Below are 21,379 nucleotides of genomic sequence, written 5' to 3' on the forward strand. Positions count from 1 at the left end.
CAGCGCGTTACGTTAGCGCGCTCAGCGACGGAAGTCGCCCGCCGCTTCGGGCTGGTCGTGCACGGCGGTCACGCGCAAGCGCAGGTCGCGTCCGCCGGGTGCGCGCCAATCGATGGACTGGCCGACCGACAGGCCGAGCAAGGCGGTGCCCACCGGCGCCAGCACCGAGATGCGGCTGTGTTGGACATCGGCTTCGTGCGGGTACACGAGGGTGAGCGTGTGACGTTCGCCATGCAGCTCGTCTTCGCATTCGATGCGTGAGTGCATGGTGACGACATCGCCGGGAATCTGGTCGGGCGGCACGACGCGTGCGCGGCCCAATTCGTCGGCCAGCGCAGCGGCGGCCGGATGGTTGTTCAACGCGGAAGACTCGAGCATCGCTTCAAGGCGGGCAAGGTCGTGGCTGGACACCAGAATGGATGGCGGCAAGCCGCTGTGGTGTTGCGAGGTCATGGCAATCTCCTGACAAGGGCAGCGGACGCACGGTGCGCCCTCCAACAACAGGTGAGGGCGGCGCGGCGTGACCACAATGCAGGCGGGCACATCGCACCGGTCACGCGTTGCCAGTAGGCGCCGGCATCAGCGGTAAAGAGTGGACAAGCAAAAGGCGACACCTGCGTGCCGCCTCCGTCCATTGTCGACAAGATTGCGTTGTGAAGCGACCGCGGCAGTGCGCGGCCTTCAGGCGGCGACAGCTTTCGGGCCGCTTGCAGGCTGGTCCAGCGTAAACAGGCTGTCCGGCAATTCCTTGAATATCTGCGAAAGCTGCTCCAGGAACGCCGTCATTGCCGAGCTGCGCCGCCACGCCATGGCGATGCGCCGGTTGGGCTGCTTGTCTTCGCGGAAGCGGATCAGGCGGATGTTTTCCGAACGTGCCACCGGCGGCTTGACCGCCAGCATCGGCAGCAGGGTGACGCCGACGTTGGCCGCCACCATCTGGCGCAGGGTTTCCAGGCTGGTCGCCTGGAATTCGGACTTTTCCAGCGCGCCGGCAAGATGGCACACGTCCAGCGCCTGTTCGCGCAGGCAATGGCCGTCTTCGAGCAGCAACAGGCGCTGCTCGGAGAGATCGTCCAGCGTCATGCTGTCGTGCCGCGACAGCGGATGACCTTCCGGTACCGCCAGCACGAAGGGTTCTTCGAACAGGAATTCGGCATGCAATTGCTCGTCCTGCAGGGGCAGGGCGAGCAGTGCGGCGTCCATGCGGCCTTCGCGCAACTGGTGGATGAGCTGGTCGCTTTTTTCTTCGATCAGCAGCAGCTCCAGGCGCGGAAACCGCTCGCGGATGCGTGGCACCACATGCGGCAGCAGATACGGTGCCAGGGTGGGGAAGATGCCCAGGCGCACGGTGCCCGCTTCCGGGTCCTGGCTGCGGCGGGCAGCTTCCTTCATCTGTTCCACTTCGGCCACGATGCTGCGCGCGCGCATGGCGGCTTCGCGGCCAGCCGGGGTGAGCATCACCTTGCGCGGCGCACGTTCGACCAACGGCACACCGAGCTCGTCTTCCAGCTTCTTGATCTGGGTGGACAAGGTGGGCTGGCTCACGAAACAGGCAGTGGCGGCACGGCCAAAATGCTTGTGGTCGGCCAGGGCTACCAGGTATTTCAGGTCACGCAGATTCATGTGCAGCAGCCCTCGTGGCTGTGACGTGGAACGGACTGGACCAACCGCAGCTTACGCCTGGGCGGGCCGGGCGCTGGCTGAGTTCACGCTTACGCAGCCTGGGCCACGTCGGCGCTGACCGGTGCGCTGGAGCGGATCAGGTAATCAAACGCGCTCAGTGCAGCCTTGGAACCTTCGCCCATCGCGATCACGATCTGCTTGTACGGCACCGTGGTCGCATCGCCGGCCGCGAACACGCCCGGCACATTGGTCTGGCCGCGGTCGTCGACGATGATCTCGCCGCGCGGGGACAACTCCACCGTGCCACGCAGGAACTCGGTGTTGGGCAGCAGGCCGATCTGCACGAACACACCTTCCAGTTCGATGTGCTGTGTGTCGCCACCGGTGCGGTCCTTGTAGACCAGGCCGGTGACCTTCTGACCATCGCCCAGCACTTCGGTGGTCTGCGCGCTGGTGATGATGCGCACGTTGTGCAGGCTGCGCAGCTTGCGCTGCAGCACTTCGTCGGCGCGCAGCTTGTCGTCGAATTCCACCAACGTGACATGCGCCACGATGCCGGCCAGATCGATCGCCGCTTCCACGCCCGAATTGCCGCCGCCGATCACCGCCACGCGCTTGCCCTTGAACAGCGGGCCATCGCAATGCGGGCAGTAGGCCACGCCCTTGTTCTTGTACTGGTCTTCGCCGGGCACATTCATCTGCCTCCAGCGCGCGCCGGTGGACAGGATCACCGTCTTGCTCTTGAGCGATGCGCCATTGGCCAGCTTGATTTCGACCAGACCATCGGCACCGGCCGGGATCAGCTGCTCGGCACGCTGCAGATTCATGATGTCCACGTCGTACTGGCGCACGTGCTGCTCAAGCGCGGCAGCCATCTTCGGGCCTTCGGTTTCCGGCACCGAGATGAAGTTTTCGATCGACATGGTGTCCAGCACCTGACCGCCGAAACGCTCTGCAGCCACGCCGGTGCGGATGCCCTTGCGTGCGGCATACACCGCTGCTGCCGAGCCGGCCGGGCCACCGCCAACCACCAACACGTCGAAGGCGTCCTTTGCGGCGATCTTGGCGGCATCGCGCTTGGCGGCATTGGTGTCGAGCTTGGCGACGATCTGCTCCAGCGTCATGCGGCCCTGGTCGAACAGTTCACCGTTCAAGTACACGGTGGGCACCGACATGATCTGGCGGGTTTCCACCTCGTCCTGGAACAGCGCGCCATCGATGGACACGTGCTTGATGCGCGGGTTCAGCACCGCGGCCAGGTTCAGCGCCTGCACCACGTCCGGGCAGTTCTGGCACGACAGCGAGAAATAGGTTTCGAACTGATAGTCGCCATCCAGGTGCTGCACCTGCTCGATCAGCTCGGCAGTGGCCTTGGAAGGGTGGCCGCCAACCTGCAGCAGCGCCAGCACCAGCGAGGTGAATTCGTGCCCCATCGGCAGGCCGGCAAAGCGCACCGAAATGTCCTGGCCCGGCGTGGTCAGCGCGAACGAGGGCTTGCGCTGGTTGTCGTCGCGGTGCACGTCCAGGCTGATCTTGTCCGAGAGCAGCACCAGATCCTCGAGCAGCTCGAGCATTTCGCGCGCCTTGGGGGTGTCGTCGATCGAAGCATGGATCTGGATCGGCCGCGTGACCCGTTCCAGGTAGGCGGTCAGCTGGGTCTTGAGATTGGCATCCAACATGGAAAACTCCTGGGAATGGGCAAGGGGAGGGCATGGCGTCGCTGCGCATGCGCAGGTCGCCTGGGGAGGAAGGGGATGAACCGCAGCCGGCGCGAAGGCGGGGTGCGTGCTGGCGATGGCTGGCGGGCAGCCCGGCACCGGCTCCGGTTCACCCCCGGCCCGGAAACCGGGCCAGGGATGCGAGGCGGCTTAGATCTTGCCGACCAGGTCCAGCGACGGAGCCAAGGTCTTGGCGCCTTCCTTCCACTTGGCCGGGCAGACCTGGCCAGGATTGTTGGCCACGAACTGCGCCGCGGTCAGCTTGCGCAGCGTCTCGGTGACGTCACGGGCGATGGAGTTGTCGTGGATTTCCAGGGTCTTGATCACGCCTTCCGGGTTGATGATGAAGGTGCCGCGCAGGGCAAGGCCTTCTTCTTCAATGTGCACGCCGAACGCGCGGGTCAGCTTGTGGGCCGGATCGCCGATCAGCGGGAACTGCGCCTTGCCCACGGCCGGGGAGGTTTCGTGCCACACCTTGTGCGAGAAGTGCGTGTCGGTGGTGACGATGTACACCTCGGCGCCGGCCTTCTGGAACGCGGCGTAGTTGTCAGCGGCGTCTTCCACTTCGGTCGGGCAGTTGAAGGTGAAGGCGGCCGGCATGAAGATCAGCACCGACCACTTGCCCTTCAGGCTTGCTTCGGTGACCTCAATGAAGTTGCCGTTGTGGTACGCGTTCGCCTTGAAGGGCTGGACCTGGGTGTTGATGAGAGACATTGAGTTTCCTCTTGCGGTGAAGGGGGTTGGGGGACGGAACAGGCGCCATGGTAGGCAGGATCAATAGATATCTCAAATCGATTGATGGAATTGCATAGATAGGCTGCGGCTATCAAAACGTCAGACTGGCTCTGGCGTGCGCACCTGCTGCCATCCCCGATAATGGTCGGCCGATGTTTCGCACAAGTGAAGTTGCCGCATGTCTGAGGCTCCTGCCGTCATGTCCGCCGAACAACTGCTGCGTGAGGCCGCCACCCGCATTGCGCGCAGCGACGCGGAGCCCTTGCTGCTGCATGCGCTGGGGCGTGACCGCGCCTGGTTGTTCGCGCAAGGGCGCGACCCAGTGCCGGCTGAGCAGGCGCAGCGCTTCGGCGCGCTGGTGGAGCGGAGGCAACAGGGAGAGCCGGTGGCCTACCTGACCGGCTCGCGTGGGTTCTGGACCCTGGATCTGGCAGTCTCCACCGCCACGCTGATCCCGCGCGCCGATACCGAAACGCTGGTGGAGCTGGCGCTGGAACGCCTGGAACAGACCGCTGGCGTCCGGGTGGCCGATCTGGGCACGGGCAGCGGCGCGATTGCGCTGGCGATTGCCAGCGAGCGGCCGCAGGCGCAGCTGATCGCCACCGATGCCAGTGCCGATGCCCTGGCCATTGCAAAGCACAACGCGCACGCGCATGGGCTGCACAACGTGGAGTGCCGCCTGGGCCACTGGCTGCAACCGCTGGCCGGTGAGCGGTTCGATCTGATCGCCAGCAATCCGCCCTACATCGCCGCTGCGGACCCGCATCTGCAGCAGGGCGATCTGCGCTACGAGCCAGCGAGTGCGCTGGCCTCCGGTAGCGACGGCCTGGATGACATCCGTCTGATCGTGGCTGATACGCCCGCCCATCTGCTGCCAGGCGCCTGGCTGCTGCTTGAGCACGGCTGGGACCAGGGCGAGGCGGTGGCCGCGCTGTTGACCGCGCGTGGGTTTGCGGCGGTGGCGACCCACCAGGACCTGGAGCAGCGCGACCGCGTCACGCTAGGGCAGTGGCCGCAGGCTGCGGGGTGATCCCGGCGCATGCGGCAGCGGTTCGGTCTGGACTGTCGAGCAAGCAACTGCCCTGAAGGACGGATTCCACACCAAGCTGTGTGCCTGCGCGCAGCGCCATGTCCCTGCGCATCGCCGCGCGGCGTGCCTCTGGCGGCAGCCGATACAATGCGGCCTTTCCCGCAGGACCGACGCATGCGCACGCTCTATCCCGAGATCACGCCCTTCGACCAGGGCACCCTCCAGGTCGACGACCGCCACACCCTTTACTTCGAACAATGCGGTAACCCGCAGGGCAAGCCGGTGGTGATGCTGCATGGCGGCCCGGGCGGCGGCTGCAATACCAAGATGCGGCGGTTCCATGACCCGGCTAAGTACCGCATCGTGCTGTTCGACCAGCGTGGCGCCGGCCGCTCCACGCCGCATGCCGATCTCACCGATAACACCACCTGGGATCTGGTCGCCGACATCGAACGGCTGCGTGCGCATCTGGGGATCGACCGCTGGCAGGTGTTCGGCGGCAGCTGGGGCTCGACCCTGGCGCTGACGTACGCGCAGACCCATCCGCAGCAGGTCACCGAGCTGGTGCTGCGCGGCATCTTCCTGCTGCGCCGCTGGGAGCTGGAGTGGTTCTACCAGGAAGGCGCGAGCCGGCTGTTCCCGGATGCGTGGGAGCACTACATTGCCGCGATTCCGGTAGAGGAACGGCACGACCTGATCTCCGCCTTCCATCGCCGCCTTACCAGCACCGATGAAGCCACCCGCCTGGCCGCCGCCAAGGCCTGGAGCGTGTGGGAAGGCGCCACCAGCTTCCTGCATGTGGACGAGGATTTCGTCACCGGGCATGAGGACGCGCATTTCGCGCTGGCCTTCGCACGTATCGAGAACCACTACTTCGTCAACGGCGGCTTCTTCGATGCCGAAGACAAGCTGCTGCGCGACGCGCACCGCATCGCCGAGATTCCCGGGGTGATCGTGCAGGGGCGCTACGACGTGGTGTGCCCGATGCAGAGCGCGTGGGAGCTGCACAAGGCCTGGCCGAAGGCCCAATTGAAGATCAGCCCGGCGGCCGGGCACTCGGCCTTCGAGCCGGAGACTGTCGACGCGCTGGTGCGTGCGACCGACAGCTTCGCCTGAGAAGGCGCGCGGTGAGCGGCCGGCATGTCCGGCCGCTGGCCAAGTTGCAGCAGTAGCTGCGTTGCCGAATTCAGCGCGCCAATGCAATGCGATGCGCTAATGCAACGACCAACTTACGTAGGAGCGCGCTTGCGCGCGATAGGGATTACCGATAACGCCCCATCGCGCGCAAGCGCGCTCCTACGCCGCTGTTTCAGCCCGGCAAACCATCGCGGCGTTTAGCTCAACAAACCAGCGCGGTACTTAGCCCAGCAAACCCTCCGCCAGCGGCGGCAACAGCCGCGCCAGCCGCTGTGCCCAGGCGGCTTGGCCGGCGGCGTCGCTGATCAGGTCCTGGCGGATTTCCAGCTCCACATGCGGCAGGCCGCGGCCTTCGCCGTACACCGGAATCGCGTAATCGGTGGCATCGCTCACCGCATACGGCTGGTTGTCGCCCACCACCAGATCAGGTTCCGCGCGTAAAGCCTGCAGCAGCCGATGCGCCAGGCGCGTGTCGCGGTTGTACAGCACGCCCGCATGCCAGGGCCGTGCGATCCCCGCCATCACCGGGGTGAAGCTGTGCATCGAGATCAGCAGCGTCGGCTGGGCGCGTGCTGCGCGTGCGTCCAGTTCGGCGGCAATGCGCGCGTGGTACGGCGCAAAGATGGCGTCGATACGTTGCTGGCGCGCGCTGTCGGTCAGCCCGGCATTGCCGGGAATCGGCGTGCTGTCGCTGACCTCCGGCATCAGGCTGGCGGCAGCGTGCGGGCGGTTGCAGTCGATCACCAGCCGCGAATAGGTCTGGCTGATCGCAAATGCGTCCAGCTGCTCGGCCAACCGGCGCGTGACTTCGGCAATGCCGATGTCCCAGCCGATATGCCGGTCGAGTTCGTGCTGCGGCAGGCCGAGGTTGTGCAAGCGCGCCGGCACACGTTGCCCGGCGTGATCGGCGATCAACAACCACGGCGATGCGCCTTGTGCGTTATGCACCGTGAACGGCGCGGGGTCATCCGTGCCGAGCAGCGGGGCGGCCACCTCAACCACGCGGCGTGCCATCCAGTGCGTGGTCGACCAGGTACAGGCCGGCCCACAACTTGGGGTCCATCTGGTAGCCCTCGGCCATCTTCTGCACCAGCCACGCGCCCACCTGCGCGCGCGGGATTTCATGCACGGTGATGTCCTCGCTGGCATCGCCGCCGCCTGCGCCAACCTTGCGCAAGCCGGTGGCGCGCACGAAGGCGATCTTCTCGCTGCTGGCGCCGGCCGAGGTCGGCCCGATCATCAGCACTTCGGCATGGTCGGCGGTCCAGCCGGTTTCTTCTTCCAGCTCGCGGATCGCCGATAGCTCGATCGATTCATCGGCATGGATATCGCCCACCAGCCCGGCGGGCATTTCGATGGTGCGCGCCTGCAACGGCACGCGGAATTGTTCGACGAACAGCATTGCATCGTCCGGCGTCACTGCCACGATGATCGCGGCCAGCCCGCCAGCATGCACGCGCTCGGAATATTCCCAGGTGCCGCGCACCACCATGCGCTGGTACTTGCCTTCGTAGACCACGGTGGGCGGAGTGTCGTGTCGATTCATGGAAAGGGACCTTGGGACAGGGAAGCGGGAGGTGGCGGCAGCACGGCGCCGCCACTGGCGGCCAGCAGGCGCCGGCGCGTGAGCGGGCCAAAGCGCAGGCTGTCGCACAGGCCGGTCAGCATGTCGGTATCGGCGGGCGCGCGCGTGAAGCCGGACTCGGTGAGTTCCAGCGGCGCATCGAGCGCGATGGTGGTGAGCTGACGCCACAGCAAGGCGTGCTCGCGCTGTTCGCGCAACCGCAGCGCCATTTGCGCGGCGCCGCGCAAGCGCAGGAACGGTAACTCGTCCAGCCGTTCGAGCAGGGCATCCAGGCTGCCGAAGTGCGCCAGCAATACCGCTGCAGACTTGGCGCCGATGCCGGTGATGCCGGGGATGTTGTCGATCGCATCGCCGCACAGCGCCAGGTAGTCGGCCATCTGGTGCGCGTGCACGCCATGGCGAGCCTTTACCCCGTCCATGCCCCAGCGCACATTGCGCGCGTAGTCCCACTGTTCGTCGTGTTCGAACAACAGCTGCGACAAGTCCTTGTCGGCCGAGACGATGATGCCGCGCAGGCCCTGCGCACGCGCGCTGTGCAGCGCGCTGCCAATCAGGTCGTCGGCTTCGTATTCGCGATGGGCCAGCACGCTCAGCCCCAAGGCCGCGCACAGTGCCTTGCAATGCGCGAACTGGCGACGCAGTGCGTCCGGCGCGGGCTCGCGGTTGCCCTTGTAAGCAGGGTAGATCGCATGCCGGAAACAGCTGTCCAGCGCTTCGTCGAACGCGATGGTGATGTGCTGCGGGCGCTCGCGTTCGAGCAGATCCAGCAGGAAGCGGGCAAAGCCATGCACCGCGTTGGTGGGCCAGCCCTGCGCGTCCTGGAACTCGTCCGGGATCGAATGCCAGGCGCGGAACACGTACAGGCTGGCATCGACCAGATACAGCGGCACCGGGCGCGGCGTTTGCAGCGCCGCGGCGAGCGGCGCGGTGGCAAGCGGGGGCGCGGGCGTGGTCACGGTGTCCAGTCGCGCAGCAACGCGCGCGGGTCGGGGCGCTCGCGCTCGGGCACCTGCATGCGCGGTGTGCCGATGTGGATGAAGCCGACCACGCGCTCGTGTTCGCCCAGCCCCAGGTACCCGCCCACCGCCGGGTCGTAGGCCATCCAGGCGGTCAGCCATTGCGCACCGAAGCCATGCGCCTGCGCGGCCTGCAGCAGCGCAAAGCAGACGCAGCCTGCGGTCATCAACTGTTCCTGCTCGGGCACCTTGTGCTCCGGCTGCAGCGTAGCAACGACCGTGATCACCAGCGGCGCCTGGCTGAAGCGTTCGCGGTCCTTTTGCACGGCCGCTGGCGGCGTCAGCGGATCGCCTGCCAGGGTGCGTTCGGCCAGGAATTCGCCCAGCGCCTGCCGTGCATCGCCGGCGATGCGCAGGAAGCGGAACGGCACCAGCTTGCCGTGGTCGGGCACGCGCACCGCCGAGGTGAGCATGCGTAACAAGGTGGCCTCGTCCGGGCCGGGCTCGCCGAGTTGTTTGGAGGGAACCGAGCGGCGGGCGTCCAGCGCCTGGAGCGAATACGGTGCGTGCATAATTCCGGATCACGGCGGGGGTGCTCGATTATAGACGGGCCCTTCCCAACGCCCGTTGCACCATGGCCAGCCGGGCGCTGTCCGCCTGCCATGGCAGATCCTTCTTCATGCGTGCCCTTCGCGTCGTCCGATGACCCAGTTCCTGTCCACCGATGCGCTTCCCAGCCGCAACCCGCAACTGTTGGATCAGGTGCGCGAGGTGGTGCTCGTGCCGTTGGCCGACGCGTTCCTGGACGTGCAGGACGTGCTGGCCGAGTCGCTGTTCCGGCTGGCGGCCGATGCCGGCCCGGCGCAGAACGATTTCATGGAAGCGATCAAGGCGCTGCGCCAGCAACGTGAGCCGATCACCGCGCGCTTCCGTGGGCATCTGGCGCAGGCCTGGCAAGGCCTGGAATCCGGGCGCCCGCTGTCGGCCGACCGCACCCTGGCGCGCGGCGGCGCGGGCTTGAGCCTGCTGCCCGAACAGGACCTGGAGGTGCGCCTGGCGGTGCGCAACCTGGCGGGCGCCCTGCAACACCAGTGGCGCCCGGAGCTGATGCGGCTCAACCGCTACCTGGGCTTCATTGCCGGCGGGCTGCGCATTGACGGCGACAGCAATCCGTTTGGCCCCGAGCACCTGGGCGTGGCGCTGTACGAAGCCTTCCAGGGCGTGACCCTGGCGCCGAAGGTGCATCTGGCGGTGATCAAACTGTGCGAGCAGCAGTTGATGGACCGCGTAGGCACACGCTACGGCGAACTCGAACAGGCGCTGGCACAGGTGGCGCGCCTGCGCGACCTGCCACAGGCACGCAGCCGCCGGCGCGGGATTCCGCGCCAGGGCGAGGCAGTGGGCGAAGACAGCGGCGATGCGCCCGACTGGATCGCACGCTTCTTCGCCGACTGGTCCGGCGGCCAGAGTGCGCTGGTCGGGGTGGAGGTCATCGACGTGCATCTGCGCACCGGCCGCGACGTGCTGCCGGTCGGGCTGCATCAGTTGCTGCAGCATGCGCGCCGGCAGCGCGAGCCGGACCAGGGACCCGTCTCCACCGAGCAACGGTTGCTGTCGCCGCGCGAAGTGGTCTCGGCCCTGTCATTGCTGCAGACCATGCCCAAGGCCGGCTTCGAGGCCATCGACGGGCTGCAGCTGGGTCTGGCGCGCGGGCTGCGCCAGCAGCTGATGCGTGCGGCGGCCTCGCTGGGCGTGGACCCGGCCACCGCCCGGCTCAATCCCGACGACGAAGACGCGCTGGACCTGGTGGCGCTGTTGTTCGAAGCGATCCTGGTGCAGAGCCATCTGTCCGACTGGCAGCGCGCCTTGCTTGGCCATCTGCTGGTGCCGATGGCCAAGATGGCCATGCTCGACGGCCGCCTGTTCGTGCGCGATGGCCACCCGGCGCGGCGCCTGCTCAACCTGCTGGTGGAGGCCTGCGACGGCAACGGTGGCGAAACCTCGGCCGAGCAGGCGTTGCTGGCGCAGGTGCAGGCCGCGGTGGACGAGGTGGTGCGCGATTTCGACGAGCACCCGGCAGTGTTTCTGTCGCTGGAGGCCGAGTTCGGCGCCAGCTACGAGCAATACCGGCGCCGGGTGGAAATCGCCGAGCGCCGTGCCAATGAACTGCAGCGCGCCGAAGAACGCCGCGAGCGTGCGCGCGGCGTCGCCGCACAGGCGTTGGCGGAGCGGCTGGCGCGCGGCTCGCTGCCGCCGGTGGTGGAGCATTTTTTCAGCCGCGTCTGGCACCCGGCGGTGCAGCAGGCGGCGTTGCGCGGCGATGGCGCCGGCCCGCTGCTCGAAGAGGCGCTGGCGCTCGGCGACGCGGTGCTGGCGCAGCTGAGCCAGGCCGGCGGCGGCGAAGCGCTGGAGCCGTACCGCGCGGCATTGCTGCAGGCGTTTGCCCAGGCCGGGCTGGCCCAGCGCGAAGCCGAGCAGGCGCTGCAGGAACTGCAGCACGCGCTGGTGGCCGGGCAGGGCGCGGCCGCGCCGATCCTGGCGACCTTGCGGGTTGGCGCCAGCCCCGCCGATGCGGTGGCCGAGCCGCTGACCCCGATGCTGGACGCCTCCGCCGAGGTGGAATTTGACCGCGTCACCGCCGATTACTTCCGCAGGTTGCCGCTGGGAACCTGCCTGGACTTCATCGACCGCGCCGGGCGTGTACAGCCGGGCAAGCTGTCCTGGATCAGCCCGATCTCCGGGCGGCTGATGTTCGTCAACCGCCGTGGCGGGCGCTTGTGCGTGTCCTCGCCCGAAGAACTGGCCATGATGGTCTGGCTGGACCGGCTGCGCCTGCACCGCGAGGACGATGCCTTCTACAGCGCCATGCAAGGGGTGGTGGACCGCCTGGATGGTTCCGGCGCCGCGCATGCTTAACCTTGGCCGCCGCCCGGCCGATTCTGGCAAGCTCCAGTGCAATGCAGGGGCTACGATGTCCGACTGCCATGCGAACCCAGGGCGGTCACGAGTAAAGTGAGAACTTCGTCACATTTATCGCGCATACGAACCGCCTACCATGCGAGGGCGGAATTTGGGGCCGCGTCTGTTTTTCCTCGTTCGAGAATTTTCACGCCTGCAAAGGCGGGGAGCCTTTGCGCATGACCTTCCAGCCCAGTCCGTCGGGACACCCGGGCCGTGACCAACGCTTGCTCGATCAGGCGCACGCTGTCTTCGTGCCGCCGATCGCGCAGGTATTTGCAGCTGCAGTGGCACATTTCGATGATGTCCTGTTCGACCGCGCCGAATCCGCGGGCGCGTCACAGTTGCTGTTTCTCGATGGCATGCGCGAACTGCGCCGCAAGCGCGACGAGGTCTGCGCACAATTCCGCCAGCAGCTCGAGGCCGGTTGGCAGGCCGTGCTGCAAGGCACGCCGCTGTCGGCCGAGGTGGTGCTGGCCGGCGAAATGGGTACCGGTCCGCTGAGCCTGGTGCCCGAGCACGTGCTGGAATCGCGGTTGGCGGTGCGCAACCTGGCCACCGTGCTTCTACGGGATTTCAAGCAGGTGCTGGCGCGCATCGATCGTCGCCTGGGCTGGATCGCTGGCGGCCTGGAGCTGGTGGCCGATACCAACCCGGTGGGCCCCGAGCATCTGGGCGTAGCCATCCACGAAGCCTTTGCCACCTGCGACTTGGCGCCGGAAGTGCGCCTGGTGCTGATCAAACTGTGCGAGCGCGACCTGGCCGAGCCGATCGGCAAGCTATACGCCCGCCTGGACGAGACCCTTGCCAAGGCCGGGGTGATGCCCGAGATTTCCCAGCCCAAGCGTGCGCCGCCGCGTATGCAGCCGCGCGATCAGGCGCAGGGCGAACGCAGCGCTGCTGATGGCCAGGGATTTGATGGCGAAGCCGGCGGTGAAGACCCCAACGAGCAGTACGCGCCGGCCTGGGCCAACCGGTTTCTGGATCGCTGGGCGCATAGCCGCGGGCGCATGCAGGCGGCCGCGCAGCGCGGCAGTGCCGATGGCCATGCGGGCGGAGACGGCGACGCCGATCACCCGGGCGGCAGCCAGGGCATGCTGCTCGATGCGCTGCACGAGCTGCTCCAGCAGACCCGCAACGTGCGCGAAAACGCCGCATCCGCCGCATCCGTGGCGGTGGGGCAGCAACGCCCGCTGAGCCAGCGCGAGATGATGTCGGTGCTGTCGCTGCTACAGGCCACGCCGAGTGCCACGCTGCAGGCGGCGATCGGCGACGACAACGAATCGCTTGCGCAGCGTCTGAAAAACGAAGTACTCAACAGCGCCACGCGTCTGGGCGTGGACCCGGCCACCGCAAAGCTGGATCCGATGGACGAGGATGCGATCGACCTGGTCGGCATGCTGTTCGACGTGATGCTGGATGAGCGCGACCTGGAAAACCGCTCGCGCGAGATGATCGGCCGGCTGGTGGTGCCTTTCGTCAAGGTGGCGCTGCTGGACCGCAAGATGTTCGTGCAGAAAACCCATCCGGCGCGGCGCCTGCTCAATTCGCTGGCCGAGGCCTGCGAAGGCAACAACGGCGACAGCGCTGCCGAGCGCGTGCTGATGGGCAAGGTCGAAGAAATCGTCGACCGTCTGGTGGCCGAATTCAACGAGAATCTGGCGATCTTTCTCACCCTGGAAGAAGAATTCCGCGACTTCCTGTCGCAGCACCGGCGCCGGGTGGAAATTGCCGAACGCCGCGCTACCGAAACCCAGCGTGGCCAGGAAAAACTCGAACTGGCGCGCGCCCGCGCGCTGTTGGAACTGGAGCAGCGCGTGCAGGCCGGCGCGCCATTGCCCAAGGCCGTGGAAGATTTCCTGCGCCAGCCGTGGCTGCATCACCTGACCATGGCGATCCTGCGCGACGGCGACGAAGGTCCCGGAACCGTCGAGGCGCTGGCAATGGCGGACGGCGTGCTGGAGGAACTGGCCGAGGCGCGCCGCCACATCATCGGCAAGCCGTGGCTGCAGGCCTGGCAACCGGCGCTGCACCGTGTGTTTGCCAGCGTGGGATTGCATGGCGATGCCGTGGTGGTGGCGATCACCGCGCTGCACGACACCTTGCAGGCCATTGCCGAGGCGCGGCCGGAGCTGGAAAAGGCCTTGCCGGAGTTGCCGCAGGTGAACCTGCCACCGCCGGCGGCCGAGAGCGTCAGCGTGGTGCTGGGCGCGGAAGCCGTGGCACAGAGCATCGACAGCGCCGATGCGGAGCGGTTCCGCGCGATGGACATCGGCACCTGGCTGGATTTCGTCGACAAGGACGGCAAGGTGCAAGCGGGCAAGCTGTCGTGGGTGAGCCCGATCTCCTCACGGCTGCTGTTCGTCAACCGGCGTGGCGTGCGCTTCTGCGTCGCTTCGCCGGAAGAACTGGCAGTGATGGTGCGGCTGGGGCGGCTGCGCGAGCACATCAACGACGGCGCGTTCGACAGCGCGATGCAGGGTGTGATCGACCGCCTGGACCCGCTCAACAACGGCACCGTGCACTAAGCGCCGCTGTCAAAACGGCTGCGCCGCCGCCAGGCGGGCGCGGCCGGTGCTCGGCGTTCTCATGTATCCGCGGACACTCCGGTTCCTCCGCGCCGTTCGCACCCACCTGGCGACTGCTTGCTCCGTTGTGTTAACCGCTCTAAGCGCGCCTCTCAGAACGGCTGCGTCGCCTCCAAGTGCGTGCCGCCCGTACTCGGCATCCTCATGTGCCCGCGGACACTGTGGTTCTTCCGCGCCGTTTGCACCCGCCTGACGATTACTCGCTCCGCTGTGTTCGCTGCTCTACGCACGCCCGCACGGTCGCCATGACCGTGCGGGATGCGCGGCGACCCGTTGCCGGCCTCAGCGAGACGCCGGGCCGACAAAGTGCAGTGCCTGATCGATCACCGAGGCGTGATCGACCATGCGGTTGTGGCCCAGGCCCTCGGTACTGACCAGCTGCGCGCCCGGCCACAGTGCGGCGAAGCGCGCACCTTCTTCCCACGGCGTTTCGCGGTCGCGGCGGTCGTGGATGATCAGCGCGGGGCGATCGAAGTGCGGCAGACGTTCGCTGGCATCGAAGTCGGCGAAGCGCTTGCCGGTGAGCTCGGACAGCCACTGTTCGAACGGTGCGAACGTGCGTGCGGCGATGCCGGCGGCGGCAAACTGGCGTTCCGCGCTTTTGGCCGGGGTGAGCAGTGGCGCGATCAGCACATAGCGCGCCGGTCGCCAGCTGGCTTCATCGGCGAACACCACCGACGAGGCGCCCATCGAATGGCCGATGAAGGCCGCTGGTTGGCCGAAATGGCGGCCGATGTGGCGCAGCACCTCGACAAAGTGCGGGAAATTGCTGAGACGGCCGCTGCTGGCGCCGTGGCCGGCCTGATCGAAGGCCACCACGGCATACCCCAGCGCCTGCAGGCGCGGCACCCAGGCGGCAAAGCGCAGCCCGAAACTCGACCAGCCATGCGAGAGCAGCACATACGGATGCTCGGCCGGGTCGCCCCAGCAATAGACAGTCACATCCGTGTCGGCGATGCGCAGGGTGTGGCGGGCCGTGTCCGGCAGGCTGGCGAGCGCGGCAGCGGCATGACGGCGCGTTGCGGGCAACGGCGTCACGAAGCGCTTGGCCAGATAGCGGCCGGTGGGGCCGGGTGCGAGCCGGCTGGCGGTGGCCAGGGCGGTGCGGAGCAGGCGAAGACGCAGGGGGGGGCGGGACGGGCGCATGTAAGAAATCCGGAAGGGAGGGCATCCAGCCAGGCGGTGCCGAGGAGTCGGTATGGCCGAGTCTGCCTGCCGCATCTTGTCACCGTCAAGATTGATTGGTTCACTGCCCTGGTCTCATGATGAGAGCCGCGAGAGGAACGCATGCCACATGCGCGCGCCAGACGAGAATTGCCCCATGAGGACCGCACCGTGAGCGCTATCACCACCCCGTCAGATGCGCCCGGCACGTATCACCACGGCGATTTACCCGCTGCACTGCGTCGGGCCGCGTGGGAGATCGTGGCCGAGTCGGGCGCCCGCGCGCTGACCTTGCGCGCTTGCGCCCGCCGCGCCGGCGTGTCGCATGCCGCACCGGCGCACCACTTCGGCTCGCTCAATGGCCTGGTGGCGGAAATGGTGGCCGACGGCTACGAGCGCATGGTCGCGCGCATTGCGGCCACCCAGCAGAACGTGAGCGACCCGGTGATGGGCTGCGGGCTGGGCTACATCCGCTTTGCGATCGAATTTCCACAGCATTTCCGGCTGATGCTCAGTCTGGATCTGCGCGCACATCCGTTGCCGCGCCTGGCCCAGGCCAGTGAGGCGGCGCGCGCTTGCCTGCGCAATGCCTTGTCGACCGCCTGGTGTGCGCAGCACGGCAGCCCCCCGCCGGCCGAGCTGCTGCAGCAGCGCACCCTGCTGGCCTGGAGCGCGGCGCATGGGTATGCCGCGTTGGCGATCGACCACCCCGCGCAGTCGGTGCCGCTGTTCCCGCCAGAACTGATCTTCGCGCCGCTGATCCCGGCGCTGCTGGCGCCCTGATTGCAGGCTAGCTGTTTTTCATGGAAGCGAGCCTGGCGTAATGACGTACGCAGCAATCGGGCCTCGCCTTGGAGCTGGGCGCAGTGCAGGTGGTTGGCGGCAATCGTCAATTAGCGGCTGGGAAGCGCAGGCGGTGCTCAGCGGACAGCAGGCAAAAAGTAGCAGGCAGCTGGTAGCAATCAGACACAGCGATCAGCAAACATCAAGCAGCAAAAATAGGCAGTCCCAGTAAGTCACCACCAGCAGCTAGCGAGAGTGGTATGTCGCAAGCCAGTACCGGAGTGGGAGGCTGCGTGCTGCGGATGCAATGTTTCACGCAGGGATCGTGCTCGTCGCGTCGTTTGACGACAGCCGACGTCGCAGCGATCGCTAGGCGACCAACGCGAGGATCAACTTGATTTAGAGCGGCTAACAAAACGTATCGAGCAGCCGTCAGGTGGGTGCGGACGGCGCGGAGGAACCGGAGTGTACGCGGGTACATGCCGATACCGAGCACCGGCCGCGCCCGCCTGGTGGCTGCGCAGTCGTTTTGATAGCTGCTCTTAATGCAATAGGCCGCCGGCACTCGCTATGTGCGATAGCTGCATTGCAGGTGGCGACTGCTCGCTCGCCAGATTTCGATCCTGTTGGCCGAGTGCTCGTGCAGCAAGTTCGCGAAGCGTTTTCTGCGTATGTCTATTGCAGCACGCGTTGCCAACGAAGGTACGCCGCAAGAGGCGATGCACATGCGTCGGCAACGACGATTCTCTCGATGCGCGTCTTTGGATCGAGCATCCTCAGCGCGTGTTTTAGGTGCGGTTGCTCTGCCAGGCACTGCGATGACGCTGCAGCGGGGCGAGCCGGACGTCTTCGCGATGGACGGTGCAGGTGCAGCGTCTCCGGGTTCCGATACCGCCAGCCCAGCGAACACTTACGCGCACGCGCCAACGCGGCGCATGCGCTCAATCATCGACCGGCGGATGCGCGCGGAGCCAGGCGCTGCGCTCGGCCGGGCTCATTTTCTGCCAGCGCTGCTGCAGTTCGTTGCGTTGTTGCGGGCTGAGTGTGCGCATGCGCTCGAACAGGGCCTTGGCCTCGCGGCGCTGCTCGGGGCTCATGTTGCGGAAGCGGTCCATCCCGGCCTTGGCCTGCTTGCGTTGTTCCGGGGTCATGTCCAGCCAGCGGCGTGCGTGCCGGAACATGCGCGGGCGCTCGTCCGGCGCGTCGTTCCAGCGCTCGCGCAAGGCGTCGATCAAGACCTGGCGTTGCTGCGCGCTCAACGTGTCCCATTCGGGCATGGGCGTCTCGGCGCCGTGTGGGCCGGGCCCATCGTGCGGTGGCGGCCCCGGCGGCGGGCCGGGTGGGCGGTCCTGGGCCCACAGCGCCGCGCAAGGCGAAGCGCACAGCAGCAGAGTCAACAGCAGGCGCGTGGTGCGGGTCATCGTGCTCATTCCATGGCCAGGGCGGTATCGGAGCCGAGCCAGACGAACAGGTCCGGGTTCTGGGTCAGCAGGTCATCGGTGTCGGTGCTCGTGGCGGCCGGTGTAGTGGTCGCCACCTGCGTGGTCGTGGTTGCCGGTGCTTGCTCGGCGGGACGCAACTGCACGCCGATGCCTACCGCCAGCAGCGCCGAGCACGCGGTGGCCAGCAGCCAGTGCAGGCGTCGCGAACGCTGGGCGGCGGCCGCATGGCGTGCCTGGCGCAGCTGGGCCAGTGTCTCCGGTGGCAAGGTGGTGAGTGCGGTGGCGTGCAGCCGGCGCATCTGCGCATCGAACTGGGCCGGGTCGTGGGAGCGGTTCACAGGAAATCCTCGAACTGTTTTTGCAATGCGTCGCGCGCACGCGACAGATGGGTTTTGACCGAGCCTTCCGAGCAGCCCATCGCTTTGGCGGTGGTGGCCACGTCCAGGTCTTCGAGCACGCGCAGCGTGAAGGCTTCGCGCTGGCGTGCCGGCAATGTGCGCAGCGCTTCGACCAGGCGTTGATAGGCCTCTTGCTGCTGCTGTTCGCCGGCTGGGCCGATGCCCGGATCGAGCCAGTCGATGCTGCCCTCGTCGTCGGCACGCTCGTTCGGGGCCCAGAACTTCAGCCGGAAGCTGCGCCGCCGCTGCAGGTCGATGATGCGGCTGCGCAGGATGCTCCAGAACAACGGGGTCCATTCTTCGGCTGGGCGATCGCGATAACCGAGTAGCCGCACCATGGCGTCCTGCACCGCGTCCAGCGCGTCCTCGCGATGGCGCAGACCGGCCTCGGCAAAGCGGAACGCGCGCGGCCCGATCCCGGACAGGAACGCGTCCAGCGAGACAGGCGCCGCCGATGCCGGTGCAGCAGGTTGCGGATCGAAAGGGGTTCCCACCAGCACAGCGTAGCTTCCGCGAAGACGATATGCCGTCAACGCACGGGCAGCCATCGGGTTGACACGCGATGACACGGGCAAGGCGGGGCACGGGAGTTCGGCAAAAATCGCGGCGGGCCGGGATGCCTGCTGCGAAGCGCCCGAGGGCCACTGCATGCGTCACCGAGGCGGGACTAACCGCGCCGAAACAAGTGGCAGCGATTGGCCGAACTGAGGGCCTGATCTGCCTGCTTCGCAAACAAGCCGAAGAGGCGACCACCGGTCCATTGAAGTAGTAGGCACCAACGCCGGCGGGTCCGAGCGAAGCATCACGGCCCACACTGCCAGCACACGCGCGCGGGCACGGGGAACCCCAGCTAGCGGCTGGCCCACCAGCCCAGTCCCAGCGCGGCCACATAGCAGGCCAGGTCGAACCCGGTATTGGCCAATTGCAGCAGGGTCCAGGCCAGCCCGGCGCCCATCTTCAGCGACGAGGTCCACGGATCCAGGCCAAGTGCGCCGCCCAGCTGTGCCGACGCAATGCCCCAGTTGGCCGCAACGATGAGCGCCACGGTCGACACCAGGGTGATGCCCACGCGCAGCGGGCCAGCCGGCAAGGTGCCCAGGCGCAGCATCCACGCCACTTCCAGCGCGACCAGCACCGCCATCCAGCCGGATTGATGGCCCAGGGTCAGCGCGACGAGGATCCAGGCGATGAGGGCGGTGACGCATCCCAGCAGCAGGAGCGGGGGCCAGAGCCAGTGAGCGGTTCTGGCGGGCGCAGAGGTGGGCGGCATTGGAACTCCTGACAGTGCGCACATGATAGAGCGCGTGCTGCCGTTGCGGTGTGCAGCGCTGGCGGATGGAATGCAGCGTCGTCCGTGCTGCACGCCGCAATCGGCGGTCTGCCCGCTGTGGTCGGCTAGAATGGCCGACTTGCGCGCTCCCGACGCGGCCCCATATCCAGCCCATGTATTCCCGTAGCAGCGAACCCGTCCAGTTCGAACGCGATTGCGATGCCGTCATGGTGCCGCAGGGCGATTCGGTGACCCTGCCCGCAGGCAGTTACGGCTATATCACCCAGGCGCTGGGTGGCAGCTATACCGTCTTCGTCGAAGGCAACCTGTTCCGTATTGCCGGCAAGGACGGCGATGCGATCGGCAAGGAGGCCCCACCGGGGCTGGAACTGCCGGAGAACGCCAGCGACGAAGAAGTGGAAGCGCTGGTGTGGCAGCAGCTGCGCACCTGCTTCGACCCGGAGATTCCGTTCAACATCGTGGATCTGGGCCTGGTCTACGAGGCGGTGGTCAGCCATCGCGAGGAAGACAACCAGCGCCGGGTGGACGTCAAGATGACCCTCACCGCGCCCGGTTGCGGCATGGGCGAGATCCTGGTCGACGACGTGCGCAGCAAGGTGGAAATGATCCCGACCATTGCCGAGGCCGACGTCGAGCTGGTCTTCGACCCGCCGTGGGGCCGGCATATGATGTCTGAAGCGGCCCGTCTCGAGACCGGCATGCTCTGACCATCAGGCGCCATGTCTTGCACGTGGCGCCGCGTCTTTCCTTCCGCTCTACAGGAATCTCTCGGTGTCCGTGTCCTTCGCTTCCACCCGCTCCCCGTCGCCGCGCAGCGCCGACGAACTGTCCGTGATCCTGGCTGCACCGGGGTTCGGCCTGCATTTCACCGACCACATGGTCGCCATTTTCTGGACCAACGAGCTCGGTTGGCACGACGCGCAGGTGCGTGCCTACGGCCCGCTGCAGCTGGATCCGGCCGCCTCGGTCCTACATTACGGCCAGGAGATCTTCGAAGGCATCAAGGCCTACCGGCATGCCGACGGCTCAATCTGGACCTTCCGCCCGCAGGCCAATGGCGAGCGCCTGCAGCGCTCGGCGCGCCGGCTGGCGCTGCCGGAACTGCCGGTGGACCTGTTCGTGGAGTCGCTGCGCCAGCTGGTGGCGGTGGATGCCAACTGGGTGCCGTCGGCGCCGGAAACCAGCTTGTACTTCCGCCCGTTCATGATCGCCGACGAGGCGTTCCTGGGCGTGCGCGCGGCGCACAAGGCCTCGTACTACGTGATCGCCAGCCCGGCCGGCCCGTATTTCGCCAAGGGCGTGGCGCCGGTGTCGATCTGGTTGTCCACCGAGTACGCACGTGCGGCCAAGGGCGGTACCGGCGCGGCCAAGTGCGGTGGCAACTACGCCGCCTCGCTGCTACCGCAGCAGAAAGCCTATGCGCAGGGCTGCTCGCAGGTGCTGTTCCTGGACCCGGTGGAAGGCAAGTACATCGAAGAACTGGGCGGCATGAACGTGTTCCTGGTCTACAAGGACGGCACGCTGGTGACCCCGGAGCTGTCTGGCAGCATCCTGGAAGGCATCACCCGCGACAGCATCTTGCAGCTGGCCCGCGACCGCGGCATGCAGGTGGTGGAGCGCAAGGTGTCCATCGACGAGTGGAAGGACGGCGTGGCCTCCGGCGAGATCAGCGAGGTGTTCGCCTGCGGCACGGCGGCCGTGGTCACCCCGATCGGCGAGCTGAAGGGCGATGGCTTTGCGGTCGGCGACCTGTCTGCACCGGCGGGCGAGGTGACGATGTCGCTGCGCCAGGAGCTGACCGACATTCAGTACGGGCGCGTGCCGGACCGCCACGGTTGGCTGGTGCGTCTGTCCTAAGCCAACACGTCAAGCCAAATCAGGGCCCCTGCGCGTCAGCGCGGGGGCTTTTTTTTGCGCGCAGTGCAGCAAGTGCGTGTCATTTGGTGTCGCCACATGTCATCGCGAGACTGA

At 67.0% G+C, this 21,379-nt stretch carries 20 protein-coding genes and 3 other RNA genes; 9 read left to right on the plus strand and 14 right to left on the minus strand.

Annotated features, from left to right (window positions below):
• Positions 1-21: 21 nt before the first annotated feature.
• The 4 genes from rnk to ahpC all read right to left on the minus strand — a co-directional run bounded on the left by rnk (position 22) and on the right by ahpC (position 4,055).
• A complete protein-coding gene (gene rnk / locus ACCQ01_RS04780) occupies positions 22-453 on the minus strand; it encodes a nucleoside diphosphate kinase regulator (protein ID WP_011036067.1) in 432 nt (143 codons plus the stop codon).
• A gap of 228 nt (positions 454-681) precedes the next feature.
• Positions 682-1,623 carry a LysR substrate-binding domain-containing protein gene (locus ACCQ01_RS04785; RefSeq protein ID WP_011036068.1) on the minus strand — a complete coding sequence of 314 codons (942 nt, stop codon included), beginning with the start codon at positions 1,621-1,623 and terminating at the stop codon, positions 682-684.
• Between the two features lie 89 nt (positions 1,624-1,712).
• Complete coding sequence (ahpF, locus tag ACCQ01_RS04790) at positions 1,713-3,302, minus strand: alkyl hydroperoxide reductase subunit F (protein WP_228431598.1); 1,590 nt, start codon at positions 3,300-3,302, stop codon at positions 1,713-1,715.
• A gap of 189 nt (positions 3,303-3,491) precedes the next feature.
• Positions 3,492-4,055, minus strand: coding sequence for an alkyl hydroperoxide reductase subunit C (gene ahpC / locus ACCQ01_RS04795; protein ID WP_011036070.1), 564 nt, complete (start codon positions 4,053-4,055; stop codon positions 3,492-3,494).
• A gap of 199 nt (positions 4,056-4,254) precedes the next feature.
• Between ahpC and prmC the strand changes: the two genes are divergently transcribed.
• Positions 4,255-5,106 carry a peptide chain release factor N(5)-glutamine methyltransferase gene (gene prmC, locus ACCQ01_RS04800; protein ID WP_228431599.1) on the plus strand — a complete coding sequence of 284 codons (852 nt, stop codon included), beginning with the start codon at positions 4,255-4,257 and terminating at the stop codon, positions 5,104-5,106.
• 174 nt (positions 5,107-5,280) lie between these two features.
• Positions 5,281-6,222, plus strand: coding sequence for a prolyl aminopeptidase (gene pip, locus ACCQ01_RS04805; protein WP_228431600.1), 942 nt, complete (start codon positions 5,281-5,283; stop codon positions 6,220-6,222).
• Between the two features lie 243 nt (positions 6,223-6,465).
• On the opposite strand, the gene ACCQ01_RS04810 is transcribed toward pip, so the two are convergent.
• From ACCQ01_RS04810 to ACCQ01_RS04825, 4 genes are read right to left on the minus strand one after another with little or no spacing between them, the layout of a single operon-like run.
• Positions 6,466-7,257, minus strand: coding sequence for an N-formylglutamate amidohydrolase (locus ACCQ01_RS04810; RefSeq protein ID WP_228431601.1), 792 nt, complete (start codon positions 7,255-7,257; stop codon positions 6,466-6,468).
• Positions 7,238-7,789: an NUDIX hydrolase gene (locus ACCQ01_RS04815; protein ID WP_012439149.1), complete on the minus strand. Its 552-nt coding sequence runs from the start codon at positions 7,787-7,789 to the stop codon at positions 7,238-7,240. Before ACCQ01_RS04815 ends, ACCQ01_RS04810 begins: the two co-directional genes overlap by 20 nt.
• On the minus strand, positions 7,786-8,784 hold the full coding sequence (locus ACCQ01_RS04820) for a 5'-3' exonuclease (RefSeq protein ID WP_042596331.1): 999 nt from the start codon (positions 8,782-8,784) through the stop codon (positions 7,786-7,788). Before ACCQ01_RS04820 ends, ACCQ01_RS04815 begins: the two co-directional genes overlap by 4 nt.
• A complete protein-coding gene (locus tag ACCQ01_RS04825; RefSeq protein ID WP_228431602.1) occupies positions 8,781-9,356 on the minus strand; it encodes a nitroreductase family protein in 576 nt (191 codons plus the stop codon). The genes ACCQ01_RS04820 and ACCQ01_RS04825 overlap by 4 nt, the downstream gene beginning before the upstream one ends.
• Before the next feature lie 130 nt (positions 9,357-9,486).
• Here ACCQ01_RS04825 and ACCQ01_RS04830 point away from each other — a divergent pair, with 130 nt between their 5' ends.
• The 4 genes from ACCQ01_RS04830 to ACCQ01_RS04845 all read left to right on the plus strand — a co-directional run bounded on the left by ACCQ01_RS04830 (position 9,487) and on the right by ACCQ01_RS04845 (position 14,549).
• Positions 9,487-11,700, plus strand: a complete 2,214-nt coding sequence (locus tag ACCQ01_RS04830; RefSeq protein WP_228431603.1) for a DUF1631 domain-containing protein — start codon at positions 9,487-9,489, stop codon at positions 11,698-11,700.
• Positions 11,701-11,921: 221 nt separating this feature from the next.
• Positions 11,922-14,270: a PacR family protein gene (pacR, locus tag ACCQ01_RS04835; RefSeq protein WP_228431604.1), complete on the plus strand. Its 2,349-nt coding sequence runs from the start codon at positions 11,922-11,924 to the stop codon at positions 14,268-14,270.
• A 61-nt stretch (positions 14,271-14,331) separates the two neighbouring features.
• A non-coding RNA gene (locus ACCQ01_RS04840) (sX9 sRNA) lies at positions 14,332-14,406 on the plus strand.
• Positions 14,407-14,474: 68 nt separating this feature from the next.
• Positions 14,475-14,549: non-coding RNA, sX9 sRNA (locus ACCQ01_RS04845), on the plus strand.
• A 63-nt stretch (positions 14,550-14,612) separates the two neighbouring features.
• On the opposite strand, the gene ACCQ01_RS04850 is transcribed toward ACCQ01_RS04845, so the two are convergent.
• Positions 14,613-15,476 carry an alpha/beta hydrolase gene (locus tag ACCQ01_RS04850; RefSeq protein WP_228431605.1) on the minus strand — a complete coding sequence of 288 codons (864 nt, stop codon included), beginning with the start codon at positions 15,474-15,476 and terminating at the stop codon, positions 14,613-14,615.
• A 141-nt stretch (positions 15,477-15,617) separates the two neighbouring features.
• On the opposite strand from ACCQ01_RS04850, the gene ACCQ01_RS04855 reads away from it, so the two are divergent.
• Positions 15,618-16,277, plus strand: coding sequence for a TetR/AcrR family transcriptional regulator (locus tag ACCQ01_RS04855; RefSeq protein WP_115555474.1), 660 nt, complete (start codon positions 15,618-15,620; stop codon positions 16,275-16,277).
• A gap of 406 nt (positions 16,278-16,683) precedes the next feature.
• Here the strand turns inward: ACCQ01_RS04855 and ACCQ01_RS04860 are convergent.
• The 5 genes from ACCQ01_RS04860 to ACCQ01_RS04880 form a co-directional block, all read right to left on the minus strand.
• Positions 16,684-16,758: non-coding RNA, sX9 sRNA (locus ACCQ01_RS04860), on the minus strand.
• 460 nt (positions 16,759-17,218) lie between these two features.
• On the minus strand, positions 17,219-17,698 hold the full coding sequence (locus ACCQ01_RS04865) for a DUF3106 domain-containing protein (protein WP_228431606.1): 480 nt from the start codon (positions 17,696-17,698) through the stop codon (positions 17,219-17,221).
• A 5-nt stretch (positions 17,699-17,703) separates the two neighbouring features.
• On the minus strand, positions 17,704-18,057 hold the full coding sequence (locus tag ACCQ01_RS04870) for a hypothetical protein (RefSeq protein WP_228423909.1): 354 nt from the start codon (positions 18,055-18,057) through the stop codon (positions 17,704-17,706).
• Positions 18,054-18,617, minus strand: coding sequence for an RNA polymerase sigma factor (locus ACCQ01_RS04875; RefSeq protein WP_076039494.1), 564 nt, complete (start codon positions 18,615-18,617; stop codon positions 18,054-18,056). The genes ACCQ01_RS04870 and ACCQ01_RS04875 overlap by 4 nt, the downstream gene beginning before the upstream one ends.
• Before the next feature lie 350 nt (positions 18,618-18,967).
• Positions 18,968-19,387, minus strand: coding sequence for a hypothetical protein (locus ACCQ01_RS04880; protein ID WP_070692021.1), 420 nt, complete (start codon positions 19,385-19,387; stop codon positions 18,968-18,970).
• 173 nt (positions 19,388-19,560) lie between these two features.
• Here ACCQ01_RS04880 and sufT point away from each other — a divergent pair, with 173 nt between their 5' ends.
• A complete protein-coding gene (gene sufT / locus ACCQ01_RS04885; protein WP_011036085.1) occupies positions 19,561-20,115 on the plus strand; it encodes a putative Fe-S cluster assembly protein SufT in 555 nt (184 codons plus the stop codon).
• A 64-nt stretch (positions 20,116-20,179) separates the two neighbouring features.
• Positions 20,180-21,265, plus strand: coding sequence for a branched-chain amino acid aminotransferase (locus ACCQ01_RS04890; protein ID WP_228431607.1), 1,086 nt, complete (start codon positions 20,180-20,182; stop codon positions 21,263-21,265).
• Positions 21,266-21,379 lie beyond the last annotated feature (114 nt).

This window comes from Xanthomonas sp. NCPPB 4037 (assembly GCF_041475695.2).
In the GTDB taxonomy this organism is placed as follows: Bacteria; Pseudomonadota; Gammaproteobacteria; order Xanthomonadales; family Xanthomonadaceae; genus Xanthomonas; species Xanthomonas campestris.